At 64.8% G+C, this 18,086-nt stretch carries 3 protein-coding genes; 1 reads left to right on the top strand and 2 read right to left on the bottom strand.

Annotated elements, in window-relative coordinates:
* Positions 1-125: 125 nt before the first annotated feature.
* Entirely contained in the window at positions 126-6,191 is a 6,066-nt protein-coding gene (locus GTP45_RS25375; protein WP_161016616.1) for a DUF4214 domain-containing protein, read from the bottom strand.
* Between the two features lie 158 nt (positions 6,192-6,349).
* Between GTP45_RS25375 and GTP45_RS25370 the strand changes: the two genes are divergently transcribed.
* Positions 6,350-7,579: a glycosyltransferase gene (locus GTP45_RS25370; protein ID WP_229258638.1), complete on the top strand. Its 1,230-nt coding sequence runs from the start codon at positions 6,350-6,352 to the stop codon at positions 7,577-7,579.
* A 5-nt stretch (positions 7,580-7,584) separates the two neighbouring features.
* Here the strand turns inward: GTP45_RS25370 and GTP45_RS29225 are convergent, their stop codons facing one another.
* The gene (locus GTP45_RS29225) at positions 7,585-18,000 is read right to left on the bottom strand and encodes a calcium-binding protein (RefSeq protein WP_217363390.1); all 10,416 of its coding nucleotides are present in this window, start codon (positions 17,998-18,000) and stop codon (positions 7,585-7,587) included.
* Positions 18,001-18,086: the final 86 nt, after the last annotated feature.

Genomic DNA, 18,086 nt, shown 5'->3' with positions numbered 1-18,086 from the left:
GTAAAGCAGGCAATCCGGCGATTATACCAGCAACATCACTGTTAATTTTCCAACAGTGATATTGCCCGGCCACCGAGCCCAACTTTCCGCCTCAGAAAATAATCAAGCAAAAACAATGACTTGCATCAACCAGCGAAGTGCTCGCCCGCGGCGTCCATGCTTGGCGATCCCGTCAAGGTAGCGATCTGGATCAGCTTTTCCAACGTTACCGTGACATCGGCGAAAACAAAACTTTCCACGCCGCGCACCGTCGCCGAATAGCCGCTGGTATCGCTGAGCTGAATATCGGTGCCGTTGATTTTCTTCACTTTGAAAGTCGAGAGCGCTCCCAGGGGGTAGGCCAGGACCAGCGTATCAAAGCCATTGCCGCCGTCGATATAGTCCTTGCCATAGCTGGCTTCGATACGGTCGTCGCCATCGCCGCCAAGCAAGGTGTCGTTACCGCTCGCGCTGATCAGCGTGTCGTTGCCGGCGCCGCCATCCAGCTTGGCGCTGGTAACGTTGAAGAAGGCGTTGATCACGTTGTCGAGCGCGTTGCCGACGCCGGTGAAGGTCATCGGGACCGTCTGGCTCCGACCGAACAGGTTTTCGACATTGTCCGGCAGCTTGAAATATGTCAAGTCGGTCACGACCCTGTCGATGCCCGCGCCGGCGTCTTCGATCACCACGGCCTTGCTGGCCGCGCCATCGAGGATGTAGACATCGTCGCCCGAGCCGCCGATCAGCGTGTCGGCGCCGCCCAGGCCCTGCAAGGTGTCGTTGCCGCCGGCGCCATTCATGATATTGGCGCCGCCGCTGCCGATGAAGTAGTTGGCCAGCTCGTTGCCGGTGATGTTGACCGCGATGCTGTCGGCCGCCGCGACGACGGCGTTTTCAACGTTGTCGGGCATGATGTAGGTGCCGGCCTTGGTAAAGCCCAGGCCGACCGAGTCCATGCCGGCATTGGCGCCCTCGATCACCACATCGTCCGGGCTGGACAGCACATACACGTCGTTGCCCAATCCACCTTCCATGGTGTCGATGCCGGCGCCGCCGTCGAGCACGTCGGCCTTCGAGGTGCCGTACAGGTGGTCGCTGCCGGCACTCGGGATGTTGGACTGGTACTCTTCTGCCGTCTTGGCGCCGTCGGCAAAGTTGATGTACTCAACGTTGCGCACGGTGATCACGCTACCGAATTTGTCGGTCAAGACAGTGTCGACCGCGTTCGGGCGGGTAATAACGTAGTCGGCATAATTTCTCATCCCGATCAGCACGTCGCTGCCGGCGCCGCCGTCGACCGTATCCCTGCCGTTACCAGCGGCGAGCACGTCATCGCCGTCACCGCCGTTCAGGCTATCGTTGCCGCCGTGGCCGGTCAGCGTGTCGTTGCCGGCGCCGCCCAGCAGGACATTGTTGCCCACGCCGCCGTTGATGCGGTTATCGAGCGCGTTGCCGGTACCGGAGAAGGACGACACGCCGGTGTACTCCACGCTCTCGACGTTGAGGGCCAGCGTGTAGGCGCCCAACGAGGTATACACGGTATCGTAGCCATCATTCAGCGCCTCGGTTACCACGTCGCCCGTGTTGTCGACGAAGTAGATGTCATTGCCACTGCCGCCTGCCAGTTTATCGGCGCCCGCGCCACCGTCCAGCGTATCGTTGCCGGCGCCGCCGGTCAGCGTGTTGGCGGCACCGTTGCCGGTCAGCGCGTTAGCCAGATCGTTGCCGGCCACGTTCACTGCGGCCGCGGACGTTACCGTCGCGGTCTCGACGTTGTCGGCCAGCATGTAGGTGGCGTTGGCGGTGGTCAACGCCACCTGCACCAGGTCGGCGCCCTCGTCGTAGCCCTCAACGACGGTGTCGCCGACGTTGTCGACCACATAAGTGTCGTTGCCGCGTCCGCCGGTCATGGTATCGGCGCCGGCGCCGCCGTTCAGCGTGTCATGGCTATCACCGCCGAACAGCTTGTCGTTGCCCGCGCTGGCAATGTTGTACTGCACTGCCTCCAGCGACTGCGTGCCATCGGCGAACTCGAAGCTTTCGATGTTGCGCACGGTGAGCACGTTGCCGGCCTTGTCGGTCAGCACGGTGTCGGTGGCGCTCGGGCGGGTGACAGCGTAATCGCCAAACTTACCCACCACTTGCAGCAGGTCGTTGCCATTACCGCCGTCGATCGTGTCCTTGCCCAGGCCCGCCGCGATGGTGTCGTCGCCGAGGCCGCCCACCAGGCTGTCCGCGCCGTTGCCGCCGGTGATGCTGTCATTGCCTGCGCCACCATCGATCTTGTTGCCGAAGTTAGCGCCGGTGATGACATTGTCCAGCGCATTACCTATGCCGGTGAAGGCCGCCTTGCCGGTGTAGACCAGCGTTTCGACGTTGGCCGCCAGCGTGTAGGCGGCCAGCGAGGTGCGCACCGTGTCACTGCCATCGTTCAGCGCTTCGACCACCACGTCGCTGGCGCTGTCGATGATGTAGACGTCGTCGCCGCTGCCGCCGATCAGCTTGTCGCCACCCGCGCCGCCATCCAGCGTATCGTTGCCTGCGCCACCGGTCAGCGTGTTGGCGGCGGCATTGCCGGTCAATGCGTTATCCTGATCGTTGCCGGTCACGTTGACCGCCACCGTGGACGTTACCGTCGCATTCTCGACGCTGTCAGACAGGGTGTAGGTAGCGTTGGCTACGGTCAGCGCCACCTGCACCTGGTCCATGCCCTCGTTGCCGCCCTCGACGATAACGTCACCGACGTTGTCGACTACGTAGGTGTCGTTGCCGAGGCCGCCGCTCAAGGTGTCGGCGCCGGCGCCGCCGTTCAGCGTGTCGTTGCCGTCGCCGCCAAATAATTGTTCATTGCCCGCGCTGGCGATGTTGTACTGCACCTGCTCCAGCGAGTAGGTGTCGCCGGCGAAGACGAAACTCTCCACGTTGCGCACGGTAAGCACGTTGCCGGCCTTGTCGCTCAACACGGTGTCAGTGACGCTTGGACGGGTGATAGTGTAGTCACCGAACTTGCCTGCTAATTGCAGCACGTCGATGCCATTGCCGCCGTCGATGGTGTCCTTGCCCAGGCCGGCCACAATGGTGTCGTTGCCGAGGCCGCCCAACAGGCTGTCCGCGCCGTCGCCGCCGGTGATGCTGTCATTGCCCGCGCCACCGTCGATCTTGTTGCCGGCAATGCTGCCGGTAATGACGTTATCCAGCGCATTGCCGGTGCCGGCGAATGCGGCCTTGCCGGTATAGACCAGCGTTTCGACATTGGCTGCCAGCGTGTAGATGGACAGCGACGTATTCACCGTGTCATTGCCCTCGTTCAGCGCCTCGCCCACCGTGTCGCCCGAGTTGTCGACGAAGTAGACGTCATCGCCGCTGCCACCGGCCAGCTTGTCGGCGCCCGCGCCGCCATCCAGCGTGTCGTTGCCGGCGCCGCCGGTCAGCGTGTTGGCCGCGCCATTGCCGGTCAAGGTGTTGGCCATGGCGTTGCCGGTGACGTTGACCGCCACCGAGGCAGTCACCGTGGCGTTCTCGACGTTATCGGCCAGCACATAAGTGGCGTTGGCCGTGGCCAGCGCTACCTGCACCAGATCCGCGCCCTCGCCGCTGCCTTCAATGATAGTGTCGCCGACATTGTCGACCACATAGGTATCGTTACCCAGGCCGCCGCTCAAGGTATCAGCACCGGCGCCGCCATTCAAGGTATCGTTGCCGTCACCGCCGAACAGCTTGTCGTTGCCCACGCTGGCGATGTTGTACTGCACCGCTTCCAGCGACTGCGTACCGTCGGCGAAGACGAAGCTCTCCACGTTGCGCACGGTAAGCACGTTGCCGGCCTTGTCGGTCAACACCGTGTCGGTGACGCTTGGACGGGTGATGGTGTAGTCGCCGAACTTGCCTACTACTTGCAGCACGTCGCTGCCGTCGCCGCCGTCAATGCTGTCCTTGCCCGGGCCGGCCGCAATGGTGTCGTTGCCGAGGCCGCCCATCAGGCTGTCCGCGCCGTTGCCGCCGGTGATACTGTCATTGCCCGCGCCGCCGTCGATCTTGTTGCCGAGGCTACCGCCGGTGATGACGTTGCCCAGCGCATTGCCGGTGCCGGCGAATGCGGCCTTGCCGGTATAGACCAGCGTTTCGACATTGGCTGCCAGCGTGTAGGTGGACAGCGACGTATTCACCGTGTCATTGCCCTCGTTCAGCGCCTCGCCCACCGTGTCGCCCGAGTTATCGACGAAGTAGACGTCATCGCCGCTGCCGCCGGCCAGCTTGTCGGCGCCCGCGCCACCATCCAGCGTATCGTTGCCGCCGCCGCCGGTCAGCGTGTTGGCCGCGCCATTGCCAGTCAAGGTGTTATCCATGCTGTTGCCGGTCAGGTTGACTGCGGCCGCGGACGTGACCGTCGCGTTCTCGACGTTGTCCGCCAGCACGTAGGTGGCATTGGCGGCGGCCAGGCCGACTTGCGCCAGGTCGATGCCTTCGCCGGCCTTTTCAACAATCGTGTCGCCCACGTTGTCGATGACGTAGATATCATTACCCAGGCCCCCGGCCATGGTGTCGGCGCCCGCGCCGCCATCCAGGCTATCGTTGCCGTCACCACCGTACAGCTTGTCGTTGCTGGTGCTGATGACGTTGTACAGCACCTGGTCCAGCGTCTTGTCGCCATCGGCAAAGGCGAAGCTTTCAACATTGCGCACGGTAACGACGTTGAGGTCCAGTCCGGCCCGGCTTGTCAGCACCGTGTCGGTCGCATTCAGGCGGGTCACCGTGTAGTCGGAAAACTTGCCAGCCAGCTTTACCACGTCGCTGCCATCGCCGCCGTCGATGGTGTCCTTGCCGTAGCCTCCGGCAAGGGTATCGTTACCCAGACCACCAGAAAGACTGTCGTTGCCCGCGCCGCCGGTGATGCTATTGGCCAGCGCATTGCCGGTGCCGGTAAATTGCACCGTGCCGGTGTAGACCAGCTGCTCGACGTTATCGGCCAAGGTGTATTTGGCCAGCGAGGTCAACACGGTGTCCGTGCCCTCGCCGGGCAGCTCGGTGACCACGTCGCCAGCATGGTCGACCACGTAGGTGTCGTTGCCCGTTCCGCCGACGAGCTTGTCGGCGCCGGCGCCGCCGTCCAGCGTGTCGTTGCCTGCCGCGCCGGCCAGGATGTTGGCTGCGCCGTTGCCGGTCAACGCGTTATCCAGTTCGTTGCCGGTCAAGTTGACCGCGATGGCAGCCGCCGACGTTACCGTCGCGTTTTCCACGTTGGCCGTCAGCGTGTAGCTGCCAGCCACCGTGTAAGCGACATTGACCTGATCGATGCCCTCGTTCGCGTTCTCGGTGACCACGTCGCCGCTCACGTTGACGATGTAGGTGTCGTTGCCGGTGCCGCCGGCCAGCTGGTCGGCGCCGGCGCTGCCCTTGAGGGTATCGTTGCCGGAGGCAATGGTATTGCTGCTAAACGATTCGTGCGCACCGAAGCCGTCGACGTAGCTGGCCACCACCGTGATCGGCTTGCCGGTCTGCGCCGCCGTCAGCGTGAAGGTGGCGCCGGTCGCGCCAGCGATGTTGACGCCGCCAGCCTGCCACTGGTAGGTGATGACGCCGGTGCCGTCGGCATCGGCGAGGGTATTCGATGCACTCAGCACCTGGCCTTCAGCGGCCGTGCCGCTGATGGTGACGGACCCGGTAGGCGCATGATCGGCAGGCACGCCGGTGATCTGCGTGATGGTTTCAGGCAGCGCCGCAAGCGCGGCAGCCAAGGAGGCATCGTCCGAAATCGCTGCGATGTAGGCCTTGGCCAGGCCGGCCGTTTCCGCATTGCCGTAGCCATGGATTTCAGCATCCCGGTCCAGCGCGGCAGTGAACGCTTGCGCGGCCGCGATTTTATTCGACAGCACGGCGTGGTCGCTTCCTTGGGCGGCACCGCCAACAGTGGTGACGAGGTCGTTCAGCGTGATAGTGCCGGCCTGAAGCTGTGTCGACCAGTACATCCGCCCCGCATCGTCGGCATGGCGGTTGAATAAGCTCAAATAGACTTTGTCGACCATTTCCTCGGCCGACAGGCCGGCAAATGCGAAAGTGAATTCCGCCGCCGCCGAAAGTTCTGCCCGGATCGCGACAACTGTCACCGTACCACTGTCCAATTTGCCCGCCCAAAAGGCCAGGCCGGCAGGATCGGCTGGACGGCCGAAATATTCAATGTAGAGTTTTTGTACTTCTTGGACAGTAGTCGGCATGTATGAATCCTGGTGGCAGTTGCCAGAAAGAATATTTGGATGGTTTTTTACCAATGCGCGATACTATCACATTGCCAAAAAGAAAATTCCCTCTAATTACCTGCCGACTGTTGTATTTTTGAGGCACAATGACTTTCTTAGCAACATGGAGAGTTTTCTTGACCGCGCGCACCAAATACCTGTTCATTCACCAGAACTTCCCTGGACAATTCAAGCACATCGCTCCGGTGCTGGCGGCGCAGGGACATGAGGTGGTCGGCCTGGGCATGAATCAGCCCACCGTGCCGCTGCCCGGCGTGAGCTATTTCCGCCACGACGTGGGCGCCATGCCGCACGGCCCGCGTCCGCCGGCCCAGCTCAAGGATTTGTACGGCAAGGTGCTGCGTGCCGAATCGGCGGCCGCACGGATGGAATGGCTGAAGGCGCAGGGTTTCGAGCCGGACGTGATCTTCGTCCATCCCGGCTGGGGCGAGGCGCTGTTCGTGCGCGACGTGTTCCCCAAGGCCAAGCTGCTGATTTACGCCGAGTACTACTACGCCGGCGAAGGCGGCGATGCATTCTTCGACCCGGAATTCTCCCAGCCCAGCAGCGCCGCCCTGCAGCGCCTGCGGATCCGTAACACCCACTTGCTGCACGCGATGTCGGTAGCCGACGGCGCACTGTCGCCGACCGAATTCCAGCGCGACCGCCATCCGGCATGGTTCCGCGACCGCATTACCGTCATCCACGACGGCATCGACACCCAGCGCTTCCGTCCCGATCCGGCCGCCTATGTGCAGCTGCAAACGGCCGGCATCACGCTGCGGCCCGGCGACGAGGTGGTGGTGTTCGTGGCGCGCCAGCTGGAGCCGTATCGCGGCTACCACATCTTCATGCGCTCGCTGCCGGCGCTGATGAAGCAGCGTCCCAATGCGCGCGTGGTGATCGTCGGCGGCGACGGCGTCAGCTACGGCGCGGCGCCGCCGGCCGGCAAGAGCTGGAAGCAGATCTTCCTCGACGAGGTCAAGGGCGGGATCGACATGAAGCGCATCCACTTCGTCGGCAAGGTGCCGCACACGGTGCTGACGCAGCTGATGCAGGTATCGGCGGTGTACACCTACCTGACCTACCCGTTCGTGCTGTCATGGTCGCTGATGGAGGCGATGAGCACCGGCTGCCTGATCGTGGCCTCGAAGACCGCGCCGGTGGAGGAAGTGATCGAACATGGCAAAAACGGCCTGCTGGTCGATTTCTTCGACCCGCAAGCATTCGCGGCCACGGTGGCCGATGCGCTGGAGCGCCGCGCCAGCCTGCAACACCTGCGCGACGCCGCCCGCCAGACCATCATCGACCGCTACGACATGCAGCAGCACTGCATGCCGGCGCTGCTGCGCTTCGTCGAGCCCTAAGCCGCTCACATCGGCGGAGTGATCACCGCGATCAGTTCCGCCAGCGTGAACAGTTCGCCGTCCAGATCAAAGTTCTCGACGTTGCGCACGGTGATCACCGAGTCGTCCATGAAGCGCTTGAACTGCAGGTCGGTGCCGACCTGCTTGATGTCGTAGTCGCCGAGCATGCCCAGCATGGCCAAGTCGGTGCCGGCGCCGCCGTCCAGCACGTCGGTGCCCATCACCCCGGCCCACAGCTCGTCGTCGCCCAGGCCGCCCAGTATCGAATCGTCGCCGTCGCCGCCCTGCAAGGTGTCGTTGCCGGCGCCGCCGTTGAGCACACTGCTGCTCGCAAACATCGCCGCCAGATTGTTATTCTGCGCGTTGCCAGTGCCGCTGAAGGCGCCGTTGCCGGTGTAATCCAGCACCTCGACGTTGGTCGGCAGGGTGTAGCTGGCCAGGTCCATGATGGCGATCACGTCATGCCCTTCGCCCACCGCCTCGGTGACCACGGCCAAGGCTGACTTGATCTCGTAGAGATCATTGCCGGCGCCGCCGAGCAAGGTATCAAGCCCGCCGCCGCCGTCCAGCGTGTCGTTGCCGGCGCCGCCGGTCAGCTTGTTGGCCGCGTCGTTGCCGACCAGCTTGTCATCGAACGCCGAGCCAACCAGGCTGGCAGCGCCGTGGCCCAGCAACTGCACATACTCGACGTTGGCCGGCGCGGTATAGGTGCCGCTGGCCAAGGTGACGTAGACCTTGTCCTCGCCCTCCTCCACCGCCTCCACCACCACGTCGCCGGCATTGTCGACGAAGTAGATATCGTCGCCGTCGCCGCCGGTCATGGAGTCGGCGCCAGGGCCGCCGTTGAGGAAGTCCGGGCCGGGCGTGCCGGTCAAAGTGTCGGCGCCGGCGCCGGGGATATCGGTCGTCAGTTCTTCCAGCGTCTTGGTGGTGCCGTCGAAGAACATGAAACTCTCGACATTGCGCACCACCACGCTGGTTTCTTCTTCGAACACGGCCAGCGTCAGCATCACGTCGGTGCTGTTCAGGCGTACCACGGTGTACAGGCCGAAATCGTGACCCAGCCTGAGTTCGTCCTCGCCGCTGCCGCCGTCCACCGTATCGACGCCGCCCAGGCTGACGTCCAGCATATCGTCGCCAAGGCCGCCAATCAGGCTATCGTCGCCGTAGCCGCCAACCAGCAAGTCATCGCCCGCTGCGCCGTCGAACTTGACGTTGACTCCGCCCTCGGTGCCCAGGTAGTTGTTCAGCGCATTGCCGGTGCCGGTGAAGGCTACCGTACCATCGAAGGACAATTCCTCGACATTGGCGCCCAGCGTGTAGCTGGTCAGCACGCCCTGCACGTAGACCCGGTCCATCATGCCTTCGTCAGCCAGCTCGGTGACCACGTCGCCGGCCTCGCTGACCTGGTAGGAATCGTCGCCATCGCCGCCGAACATGGTGTCGTTGCCGCCGGTGCCGAACAGGCTATCGTTGCCGCCGCCGCCGCGCAGGGTGTTGGCGGCGCCGTTGCCCATGATCTCGTTGTCGCTGTCATTGCCGGTGACGCTGACTGCGACTGTATTCGCTGCTGTCACCACCGCTTTCTCCACTTCGTCCGCCATCACGTAGACGGCGGCGGCGGTGAAATTGAGCAACACGGTATCCTCGCCGCCGCCCGGGTCTTCGTGCACCACGTCGCCGATGGCGGACAGGACGTAGGTATCGTCGCCCATGTCGCCGGTCATGGTGTCGTTGCCGAGGCCGCCGTCGAGCTTGTCGTCGCCCGGCGTGCCGAATAGCTCGTCCGCGCCGCTGCCACCCACCGACTCCTGCAATTCTTCCAGCGACACCGGCATGCCGGCAAACTCGAACTGCTCGACGTTGCGCACCGTGGTGACGACGCCCGCCGCATCGGTAAACACCCAGTCGGTGGCCGTGGCGCGCACGATGCTGTAATCGAAGAACTCGCCGCTCAAGGCGACGGTATCCATTTCACCGGCGCCGCCGTCGACCGTATCCTTGCCCGCGCCGGCAGACAGGTAGTCATCGCCCGCGCCGCCGATCAGGCTGTCGGCGCCGTTGCCGCCGGTCAGCGTGTCGTTGCCGAGGCCACCATCGAGCTTGCTGCCGCCATTGGCGGCCGTGATCGCGTTATCGAGCGCATTGCCGGTGCCGGTGAAAGCGCCAGTGCTGGCTATGAAGTGCAGGTTCTCGACGTTGGCGGCCAGCGTGTAAATGCCCGCCGTGGTGGTGACCGTGTCGATGCCCTCGTCCTCCAGCTCAACCACGCTGTCGGCAGACACATCCACGTTGTAGACATCGTCGCCCATGCCGCCGCGCAGGGTGTCATTGCCGGCGCCGCCGACCAGCGTGTCGTTGCCCTCGCCGCCCGCCAGCGTGTTGGCCAGCGCGTTGCCGGTCAGCAGATTGTCCTCCATGTTGCCGGTCAGGCTGACCGGCGCGGTGGCGGTGCTGGTGATGATGCCGTCCTCGACGAAATCGGCCAGCACGTAGGCACCGGACTTGGTGACCTGCACCAGGTCGTGGCCATTGCCGGGGATCTCCATGACCACGTCGCCCACGTTGTCCAGCACGTAGGTGTCGTCGCCGCCGTTGCCGGTCATGGTGTCGGCGCCGAGGCCGCCGTCGATGGTGTTGTTGCCGTCGTCGCCAAACAGGTGATCGTTGCCGTCGCTGCGGATGTTGTACTGGAGTTCCTCGATGGTCTGGATGTCGCCGCCATCAAAGTGCACCTCGCTGACGCTGCGCAGGGTGACCACATTGCTGCCGTTGGTGATGACAGTATCGGTGGCGTTTGGCCGCGTGACCTGGTAGTCCTCGAGCGCGCCGACCACCACCACGATGTTGAGGCCCGCGCCGCCATCCACCGTGTCCTTGCCGGCGGCAACGTAGAAGGTGTCATCGCCGGCCCCGCCGGTCAGGCTGTCCGCACCGTCGGCGCCGTATAGCGTGTCGTTGCCGGCCCCGCCGTCAAGCTTGTTGGCGCCGGTGCCGCCGTGGATTTCGTTGTCCAGCGCGTTGCCGGTGCCGGTGACGGCAGCCGAGCCTATGAAGGTCAGCTGCTCCACGTTGGCCGTCATCGTATAAGTGGCCAGCGTGGTCTCGACCTTGTCGATGCCGTCCTCTTCCAGCTCGTTGACCGCGTCGCCGGCATTGTCGACCAGGTAGAGGTCGTCGCCGGCGCCGCCGTTCATTTTGTCGGCGCCGGCGCCGCCGTTCAGGCTGTCGTTGCCCGCGCCGCCAAGCAGGGTGTTGGCGGCGGCGTTGCCGGTGATCGCGTTGTCGAGCTCATTGCCGGTGACGTTGGCCGCCACTGTGGCGGCGGCCGTGATGACGGCGTTGTCCAGGTTGTCCGCCATCACAAAAGTGCCGGCAGCGGTGAACGCCACTTGCACCGTGTCGTCGCCCTGATCCGGCAGCTCGATGATGACGTCGTTGGGGTTGTCGACCACGTAGACGTCGTCGCCGAGGCCACCGTCCATGGTGTCGTTGCCCAGGCCGCCGTTGATGGTGTCGTTCGCGTCGCCATCGCCGCCGTGCAAGACATCGTTGCCGGTGCTGGCGATGTTATCGACCACCTCGGCAAACGACAGCGGACCGTCATCGAAGCCGAATTCCTCGACATTGCGCACGGTGAGAACCTGGCCGCTGGTGTGGGTCAGCACCACGTCGGTGGCGTTCGGGCGGGTGACGGTGTAGTTGTCGCGGATATCGAGCGCCGCCAGGATATCGTCGCCGGCGCCGCCGTCAATGGTGTCCTTGCCGGCGCTGTTGACCAAGGTATCGTCGCCGAGGCCGCCTACCAGGCTGTCGGCGCCGGTGCCGCCTTGCAGCGTGTCGCTGCCGGCGCCGCCATCGAGCTTGCTGCCGCCGTTGCCGCCGTCGATGAAGTTGTCCAGCGCATTGCCGATGCCGGTGAATGCGGCGCTGCCGGTGTACAGCAGTTCTTCCACGTTGGCGCCCAGCGTGTGCGTGGCCAGGCCGGTCTTGAGCGTGTCATAGCCCTCGTCCGCCGCCTCGGTGATGGTGTCGGTGGCGATGTCGACGATGTAGGTGTCGTCGCCAAGGCCGCCGCTGAGCTTGTCCGCGCCGGCGCCGCCGTCCAGCGTGTCGTTGCCGGCACCGCCGATCAGGGTATTGACGGCCGCGTTGCCGACCAGCTTGTTGTCGAGCGCGTTGCCCGTGATGTTGGCGGCGATGGAGGCGGCGGCAGTCACCACGCCGTCCTCAACATTCGCGCCCAGCACGTAGGTGCCGGCGGCGGTCAGCGCCACTTGCACCACGTCATGGCCTTCATTCTCGAGCTCGACCGCCACGTCGCCGATGTTCTCGGCCACGTAGGTATCGTCGCCGAGCCGGCCGGCCATGGTGTCGGCGCCAAGTCCGCCGTTGAGGGTGTCGCCGTCGTCACTGCCATGCAGGTTGTCGTTGCCGGGGCTGGCGATATTGTCTTGCACCTCGGCCAGCGACAGGAGGTCGCCGTCAAAGTTGAAGTTCTCAACGTTGCGCACGGTGATCGAGTTGCCGCTCTTGTCGGTCAGCACGGTGTCGGTAGCGGTTGGGCGCGTGACGGTGTACTGGTCGAAGCTATCCAGCCCGTCCAGCACGTCCGTGCCGTCGCCGCCGTCGAAGGTATCCTTGCCTTTAAAGCCGTAGGCGATGTCATCGCCTACGCCACCGGTCAAGCTGTCCGTGCCGCCGCCGCCGTGCAGCGAATCGTTGCCGGCGGCGCCGTCGAGCTTGCTGCCACCGTTGCCGCCGTCGAGGCTGTTGTCGAGGGCGTTACCGATGCCGGTGAACGCCCCCGAGCCGATGAAGTTCAACCCTTCCACGTTGGCCGCCAGGGTGTAAGTGGCGGCCGTGGTCACCACCACATCCGTGCCTTCGCCGGCGGCTTCGGTGATGGTGTCGCCGGCCACGTCGATGTAATAGGTGTCGTTGCCGGTACCGCCAATGAGCTTGTCCGCGCCGGCGCCGCCATCCAGCGTGTCGTTGCCCGCGCCACCGGTCAGCGTGTTGGCGGCGGCATTGCCGGTCAGCTTGTTATCGAGTGCGTTGCCGGTGATGTTGGCGGCGATCGCGGCCGCCGCCGTGACCGTGCCGTTCTCAACGTTCGCACCCAGCACGTAGGTGCCGGCCGCCGTCAGCGCAACCTGTACCAGGTCGATGCCTTCGTCCTCCAGCTCAACCACCACATCGCCGACACTTTCGGCCACGTAGGTATCGTTGCCGAGCCCGCCAGCCATGGTGTCGTTGCCGAGGCCGCCGTTGATGGTGTCGTTGACGTCGCCCTCCTCGCCGTGCAGGTTGTCGTTGCCGGGGCTGGCGATGTTGTCTTGCAACTCCGCCAGCGTGAACATCTGACCGTCGAAATCAAAACTCTCGACGCCGCGCACGGTGATCACTACACCGCCCGCGCCGGTCAGCACGGTGTCGGTAGCAGTCGGGCGGGTAATGGTATAGCTCTCGAAAGCGTCGAGGCCGCCCAGCGTGTCGGCGCCGTCGCCGCCGTCGATGGTGTCCTTGCCGCCGCCACCGGCGAAGCTGTCGTTGCCGAGGCCGCCGATCAGGCTGTCCGCGCCGCTGCCGCCAGCCAGGTAGTCGTTGCCGGCGCCGCCGTCGAGCTTATTGCCGCCGTTGCCGCCGGTGATGACGTTGTCGCCGGCATTGCCGGTGCCGGTGAAGGCAGCGCTGCCGGTATAGTTCAGCACTTCCACATTGGCGGCCAGCACGTAGGTAGCCAGCGCGGTCTGTACCGTATCCAGGCCTTCGCCCATGGCCTCGGTCACCGCGTCGGTGGCGATGTCGACCACGTAGGTGTCGTCGCCGGCGCCGCCGGTGAGTTTGTCGGCGCCGGCGCCGCCATCCAGCGTGTCGTCGCCGGCGCCGCCGATCAGCGTGTTCGCGGCGGCGTTGCCGACCAGCTTGTTGCTCAGCGCATTGCCGGTGATGTTGGCGGCTATCATCGCCGCTGCGGTGACGGTGCCGTTTTCCACGTTATCGCCCAGCACGTAGGTGCCGGCGGCAGTGAAGGCTACTTGCGCGAGGTCGGTTCCCTGATCGGCCAGCTCGGTGATCACGTCGCCGGCAACGTCGACCACGTAGGTGTCGTCACCTTCACCGCCGGCCAGCGTATCGCTACCGAGGCCGCCGTTCAGGGTATCGGGGCCGGTATCGCCGTGCAGGTTGTCGTTGCCGGGGCTGGTGACATTGTCCTGCACCTCGGCCAGCGTTTTGGTGACACCGTCGAATACAAAACTCTCCACGCCGCGCACGGTGATGATATTGCCGCTCTTGTCGGTCAGCACGGTATCGGTCACCGTTGGGCGCGTGATGGTGTAGCTGTCGAAGGTGCTCAATCCTTGCAGCACGTCGGTGCCGTCGCCGCCGTCAATGGTGTCCTTGCCGCCGCCAGCCGTTAAAGTGTCGTTGCCGAGGCCGCCGATCAGGCTGTCGGCGCCGGTGCCGCCGGTTAGCTTGTCTGCGCCGGCGCCGCCATCGATCTTGTTGCCGCCATTGCCGCCGGTGATGGTGTTGTCCAGCGCGTTACCGGTGCCGGTGAACGCCGCGCTGCCGGTGTAGGCCAGCACTTCCACATTGGCCGCCAGCAGGTAGGTGGCCAGCGCGGTTTGCACCGTGTCCGTGCCCTCGCCTGCCGCCTCGGTGATCGCGTCGGTGGCGATGTCGACCACGTAGGTATCGTCGCCGGTGCCGCCGGTCAGTTTATCTGCGCCTGCGCCACCGTCCAGCGTGTCATTGCCCGCGCCGCCAATCAAGGTGTTGGCGGCGGCATTGCCGACCAGCTTGTTCGCCAGCGCGTTACCGGTGATGTTGGCGGCAATGGCGGCGGCAGCCGTGACGGTGCCGTTCTCCACGTTCGCGCCCAGCACATAGGTGCCAGCCGCAGTGAAGGCCACTTGGGCAAGGTCCGTGCCTTCGTCGGGGTTCTCGGTGATGACGTCGCCCGCGACATCGACCACGTAGGTGTCGTTGCCATCGCCGCCTATCATGGTGTCCACGCCGGTTCCACCGTTCAAGGTGTCCGCGCTGGAACCGCCTTTGATGACGTCGTTGCCGATGCTGGCGACATTGTTCTGTACTTCCGACAGCGTCTTGCTGGTGTCGCTGAAGACGACGTTCTCCACGCCGCGCACAGTGTAGCTATTGCCCGCGCCGTCGGTCAGCACGGTGTCGGTGGCGGTTGGGCGGGTGATGGTGTAGGCGGCGAACGTACCGTCCACGGTCAGCGTGTCAGTACCGTCACCGCCTTCGATGGTGTCCTTGCCCTTGTGGGTTTCGAAGCTGTCGTCGCCGAGGCCGCCGATCAGGCTGTCGTTGCCGTTACCGCCGATCAGCGTGTCATTGCCGGCCGCGCCATCCATCTTGCCGGCGAAGTCCACCGCAGTCATCTTGTTGTTCAAGGCGTTGCCGGTAGCAGTGAAGGCTACCGTGCCGGCGTACAGCAGATTTTCTACGTTGGCCGCCAGCGTATAGGTGGCGGTCATCAAGATCGCCGTGTCCGTGCCTTCGCCCACCGCCTCGGTGAGCACGTCGCCGGCGTCTTGTACGTACAGGAAGTCGTCGCCGGCGCCCCCGCTGAGCTTGTCGGCACCGGCCCCGCCGATCAGCGTATCGCCACCAGCGCCGCCAATGATGGTGTTGGCGCCGGCGTTGCCGTAGATGGTGTTATCGAGTGCATTGCCGCTGATGTTGATGGCCAGCGAGCCGCTGTCGCGGGCGTCGGCCTGCTCCAGGTTGGCCGCCATGACGAAAGTGCCTGCGCCCTTGATAATGGCCGTGTCGTAGCCTTGGTCTACATCCTCGATCACCACGTCCAGCGGATTGTCCAGAATGTAGCTATCGTCGCCCTTGCCGCCGGAAAGCGTATCGGCGCCGACGCCGCCGTCAAGCATGTCGCCGTTGTCGCTGCCGCTGATGCTGTCGTTGCCGCCGCTGGCGGTGTTGTCGCGCACCTCGGCCAAGGTCTTGGTGCCGTCGTCAAACGCAAAACTCTCCACGTTGCGCACCAGGATGCTGCTCTTGCCGTCGATGTGGGTCAGCAAGGTATCGGTGGCGCTGACGCGGGTGGCGACGTACAGGAAGGACTCCGCCAGCTGCAGCACGTCGTTGCCGTCGCCGCCGTCGATAGTGTCCTTACCGCCCGGCTGGACGCCGATAAAGTCATCGCCGGCGCCGCCGGCCAGGCTGTCGGCGCCGCTGCCGCCGAGGACGGTGTCGTTGCCGGCGCCGCCGTCGATCTTGTTGCCGCCGTTGCCGCCGATGATGTAGTTATTGCCGGTGTTGCCGGTGCCGGTGAAAGCGGCCGCGCCGGTGTAGGTCAGGTTCTCGACGTTGGCGCCCAGCACATAGGTAGCGACGCTGGTTTCCACGCTGTCCGTGCCCTCGCCTACGGCCTCGGTGACCACGTCGCCGGCGACGTCCACGATGTAGGTGTCGTTGCCCATGCCGCCGGTCAGCTTGTCCGCACCGGCGCCGCCGTCCAGCGTGTCGTTGCCGGCGCCGCCCAGCAGCGTGTTGGCGGCGGCGTTGCCGGCCAGCTTGTTATCAAGCGCATTGCCGGTCAGGTTGACGGCGATCGCGGCGGCCGCCGTGACGGTGGCGTTTTCCACGTTGGCGGCCAGCGTGTAAGTGCCCGCTGCGGTCAGCCCGACTTGCAGCAAGTCGGTGCCTGAACCTTCCTGCTCCACCACCACGTCCAGCAGATTGTCGATCACATAGGTATCGTTGCCGAGGCCGCCGGCCATGGTGTCGGCGCCGAGGCCGCCGTTCATGGTGTCGTTGAGATCCGTGCCGATCAGGCTATCGTTGCTGATACTGGCGACGTTGTCCTGCACTTGTTCCAGCGACAGCTCAACGCCGTCGAACACCAGCGCTTCCACGCTGCGCACGGTGGTCACGTTGCCGCTCTTGTCGGTCAGCACGGTGTCGGCCGCGTTGGGGCGGCTGACGGTGTAATTTTCGAACGCGCTAAAGCCGGTCACGGTATCGGTGCCGGCGCCGCCGTCGATCGTGTCCTTGCCGGCGCTGATGTAGACGGTGTCGTTGTCCAAGCCGCCGGCCAGGCTGTCGGCCCCCGCACCGCCGTACAGGCTGTCATTGCCCGCGCCGCCGTCGATCTTGGAGCCGCCGCTGCCGGCCTTGATGGTGTTGTTCAGCGCATTGCCGGTGCCGGTCACGGCGGCCGTGCCGGTAAAGGTCAGGCCTTCGAGATTGGCGCCCAGCGTGTAGGTGGCCAGCGCGGTCAGCACCGTGTCCGTGCCCTCGCCCGCCGCCTCGGTCACCACGTCCGTGGCGTTGTCCACGATGTAGGTATCGTCGCCGGTGCCGCCGCTGAGCTTGTCGGCGCCGGCGCCGCCGTCCAGCGTGTCGTTGCCTGCGCCGCCGAGCAGGGTGTTGGCGGCGGCGTTGCCGACCAGCTTGTTGGCCAGCGCATTGCCGGTGATGTTGGCCGCAATCGCGGCGGCCGCCGTGACCGTGCCGTTTTCGACGTTGGCGCCCAGCGTGTAAGTGCCGGCCGCCGCCAGCGCCACCTGCACTGTATCCGTGCCTTCATCGGCCGCCTCGGTAACCACGTCGGTCGGCACGTCGACCACGTAGCTGTCGTCGCCAAGGCCGCCGGCCAGGGTGTCGACGCCGGCGTAGCCGTTCAGGATGTCGTTGCCGTCGCTGCCGGTCAGGCTGTCGTTGCCGGTGGTCGAGCTCTTGGCTTGCAACTCGGCCAGCGTGTAGGTGCCATCGGAAAAGGTGATGCTCTCAACGTTGCGGTAGGTCGTCACGATGGGCGGGATTTCCGTGTCACCGCCGACGTAGGTCAGCACGATGTCGGTCGCGTTCGGGCGGTGCACGCTGAATGCGGCCCGGGTCAGGCCGAGAATCAGCGCGCCGTCGTTGCCGGCGCCGCCGTCGATGGTGTCCTTGCCGACGGTGACAATGAAGCCGTCATCGCCCAGCCCGCCTTGCAGGCTGTCGTCGCCCCAGCCGCCTTGCAGCAAGTCGTCGCCGGCGCCGCCGTCGAGCTTGTTGGCGCCGCCGTTGCCGCCGGTGATTTTGTTGTTGAGCGCGTTGCCGGTGCCGGTGAAGGCCACCGTGCCGGTGTATTTCAGGTTCTCGACGTTGGCGCCCAGCGTGTAGGTGGCCAGCGTGGTGTTGACCGTATCCGAGCCTTGGTCGGCGAGCTCGATCACCTGGTCGCCGGTGTTGTCGACGTAGTAGACGTCGTTGCCGAGGCCGCCGGTCATTTTGTCAGCGCCGGCCTTGCCATCCAGCGTGTCGTTGCCGAGGCCGCCATCGAGCGTATCGGCCGTGGTGCTGCCGTTGAGCGTGTCATCGCCATCGTTGCCGATGGCTTGCAGGGCGCTGACGATGCGGGCTTTTGTCGAAACAACAGTGTTGCTCATGATCGGCACCTCTGGCAATTTTGATAACGGATTATCCTATCATGGCGCCAATCCTAAAAATTCACTTCCTGTCACATTTAGATACA

Source organism: Duganella rivi, assembly GCF_009857435.1.
Taxonomy (GTDB): Bacteria; Pseudomonadota; Gammaproteobacteria; order Burkholderiales; family Burkholderiaceae_D; genus Rugamonas; species Rugamonas rivi.
The sequence above is the reverse complement of the archived record's forward strand: the minus strand, read 5'-3'. Positions and strand labels throughout refer to the sequence as shown.

Bases quoted from the DNA above. Each gene is read 5' to 3' on its own strand.
- GTP45_RS25375 (WP_161016616.1), bottom strand. From the start codon at position 6,191: ATGCCGACTACTGTCCAAGAAGTACAAAAACTCTACATTGAATATTTC.
- GTP45_RS29225 (WP_217363390.1), bottom strand. From the start codon at position 18,000: ATGAGCAACACTGTTGTTTCGACAAAAGCCCGCATCGTCAGCGCCCTG.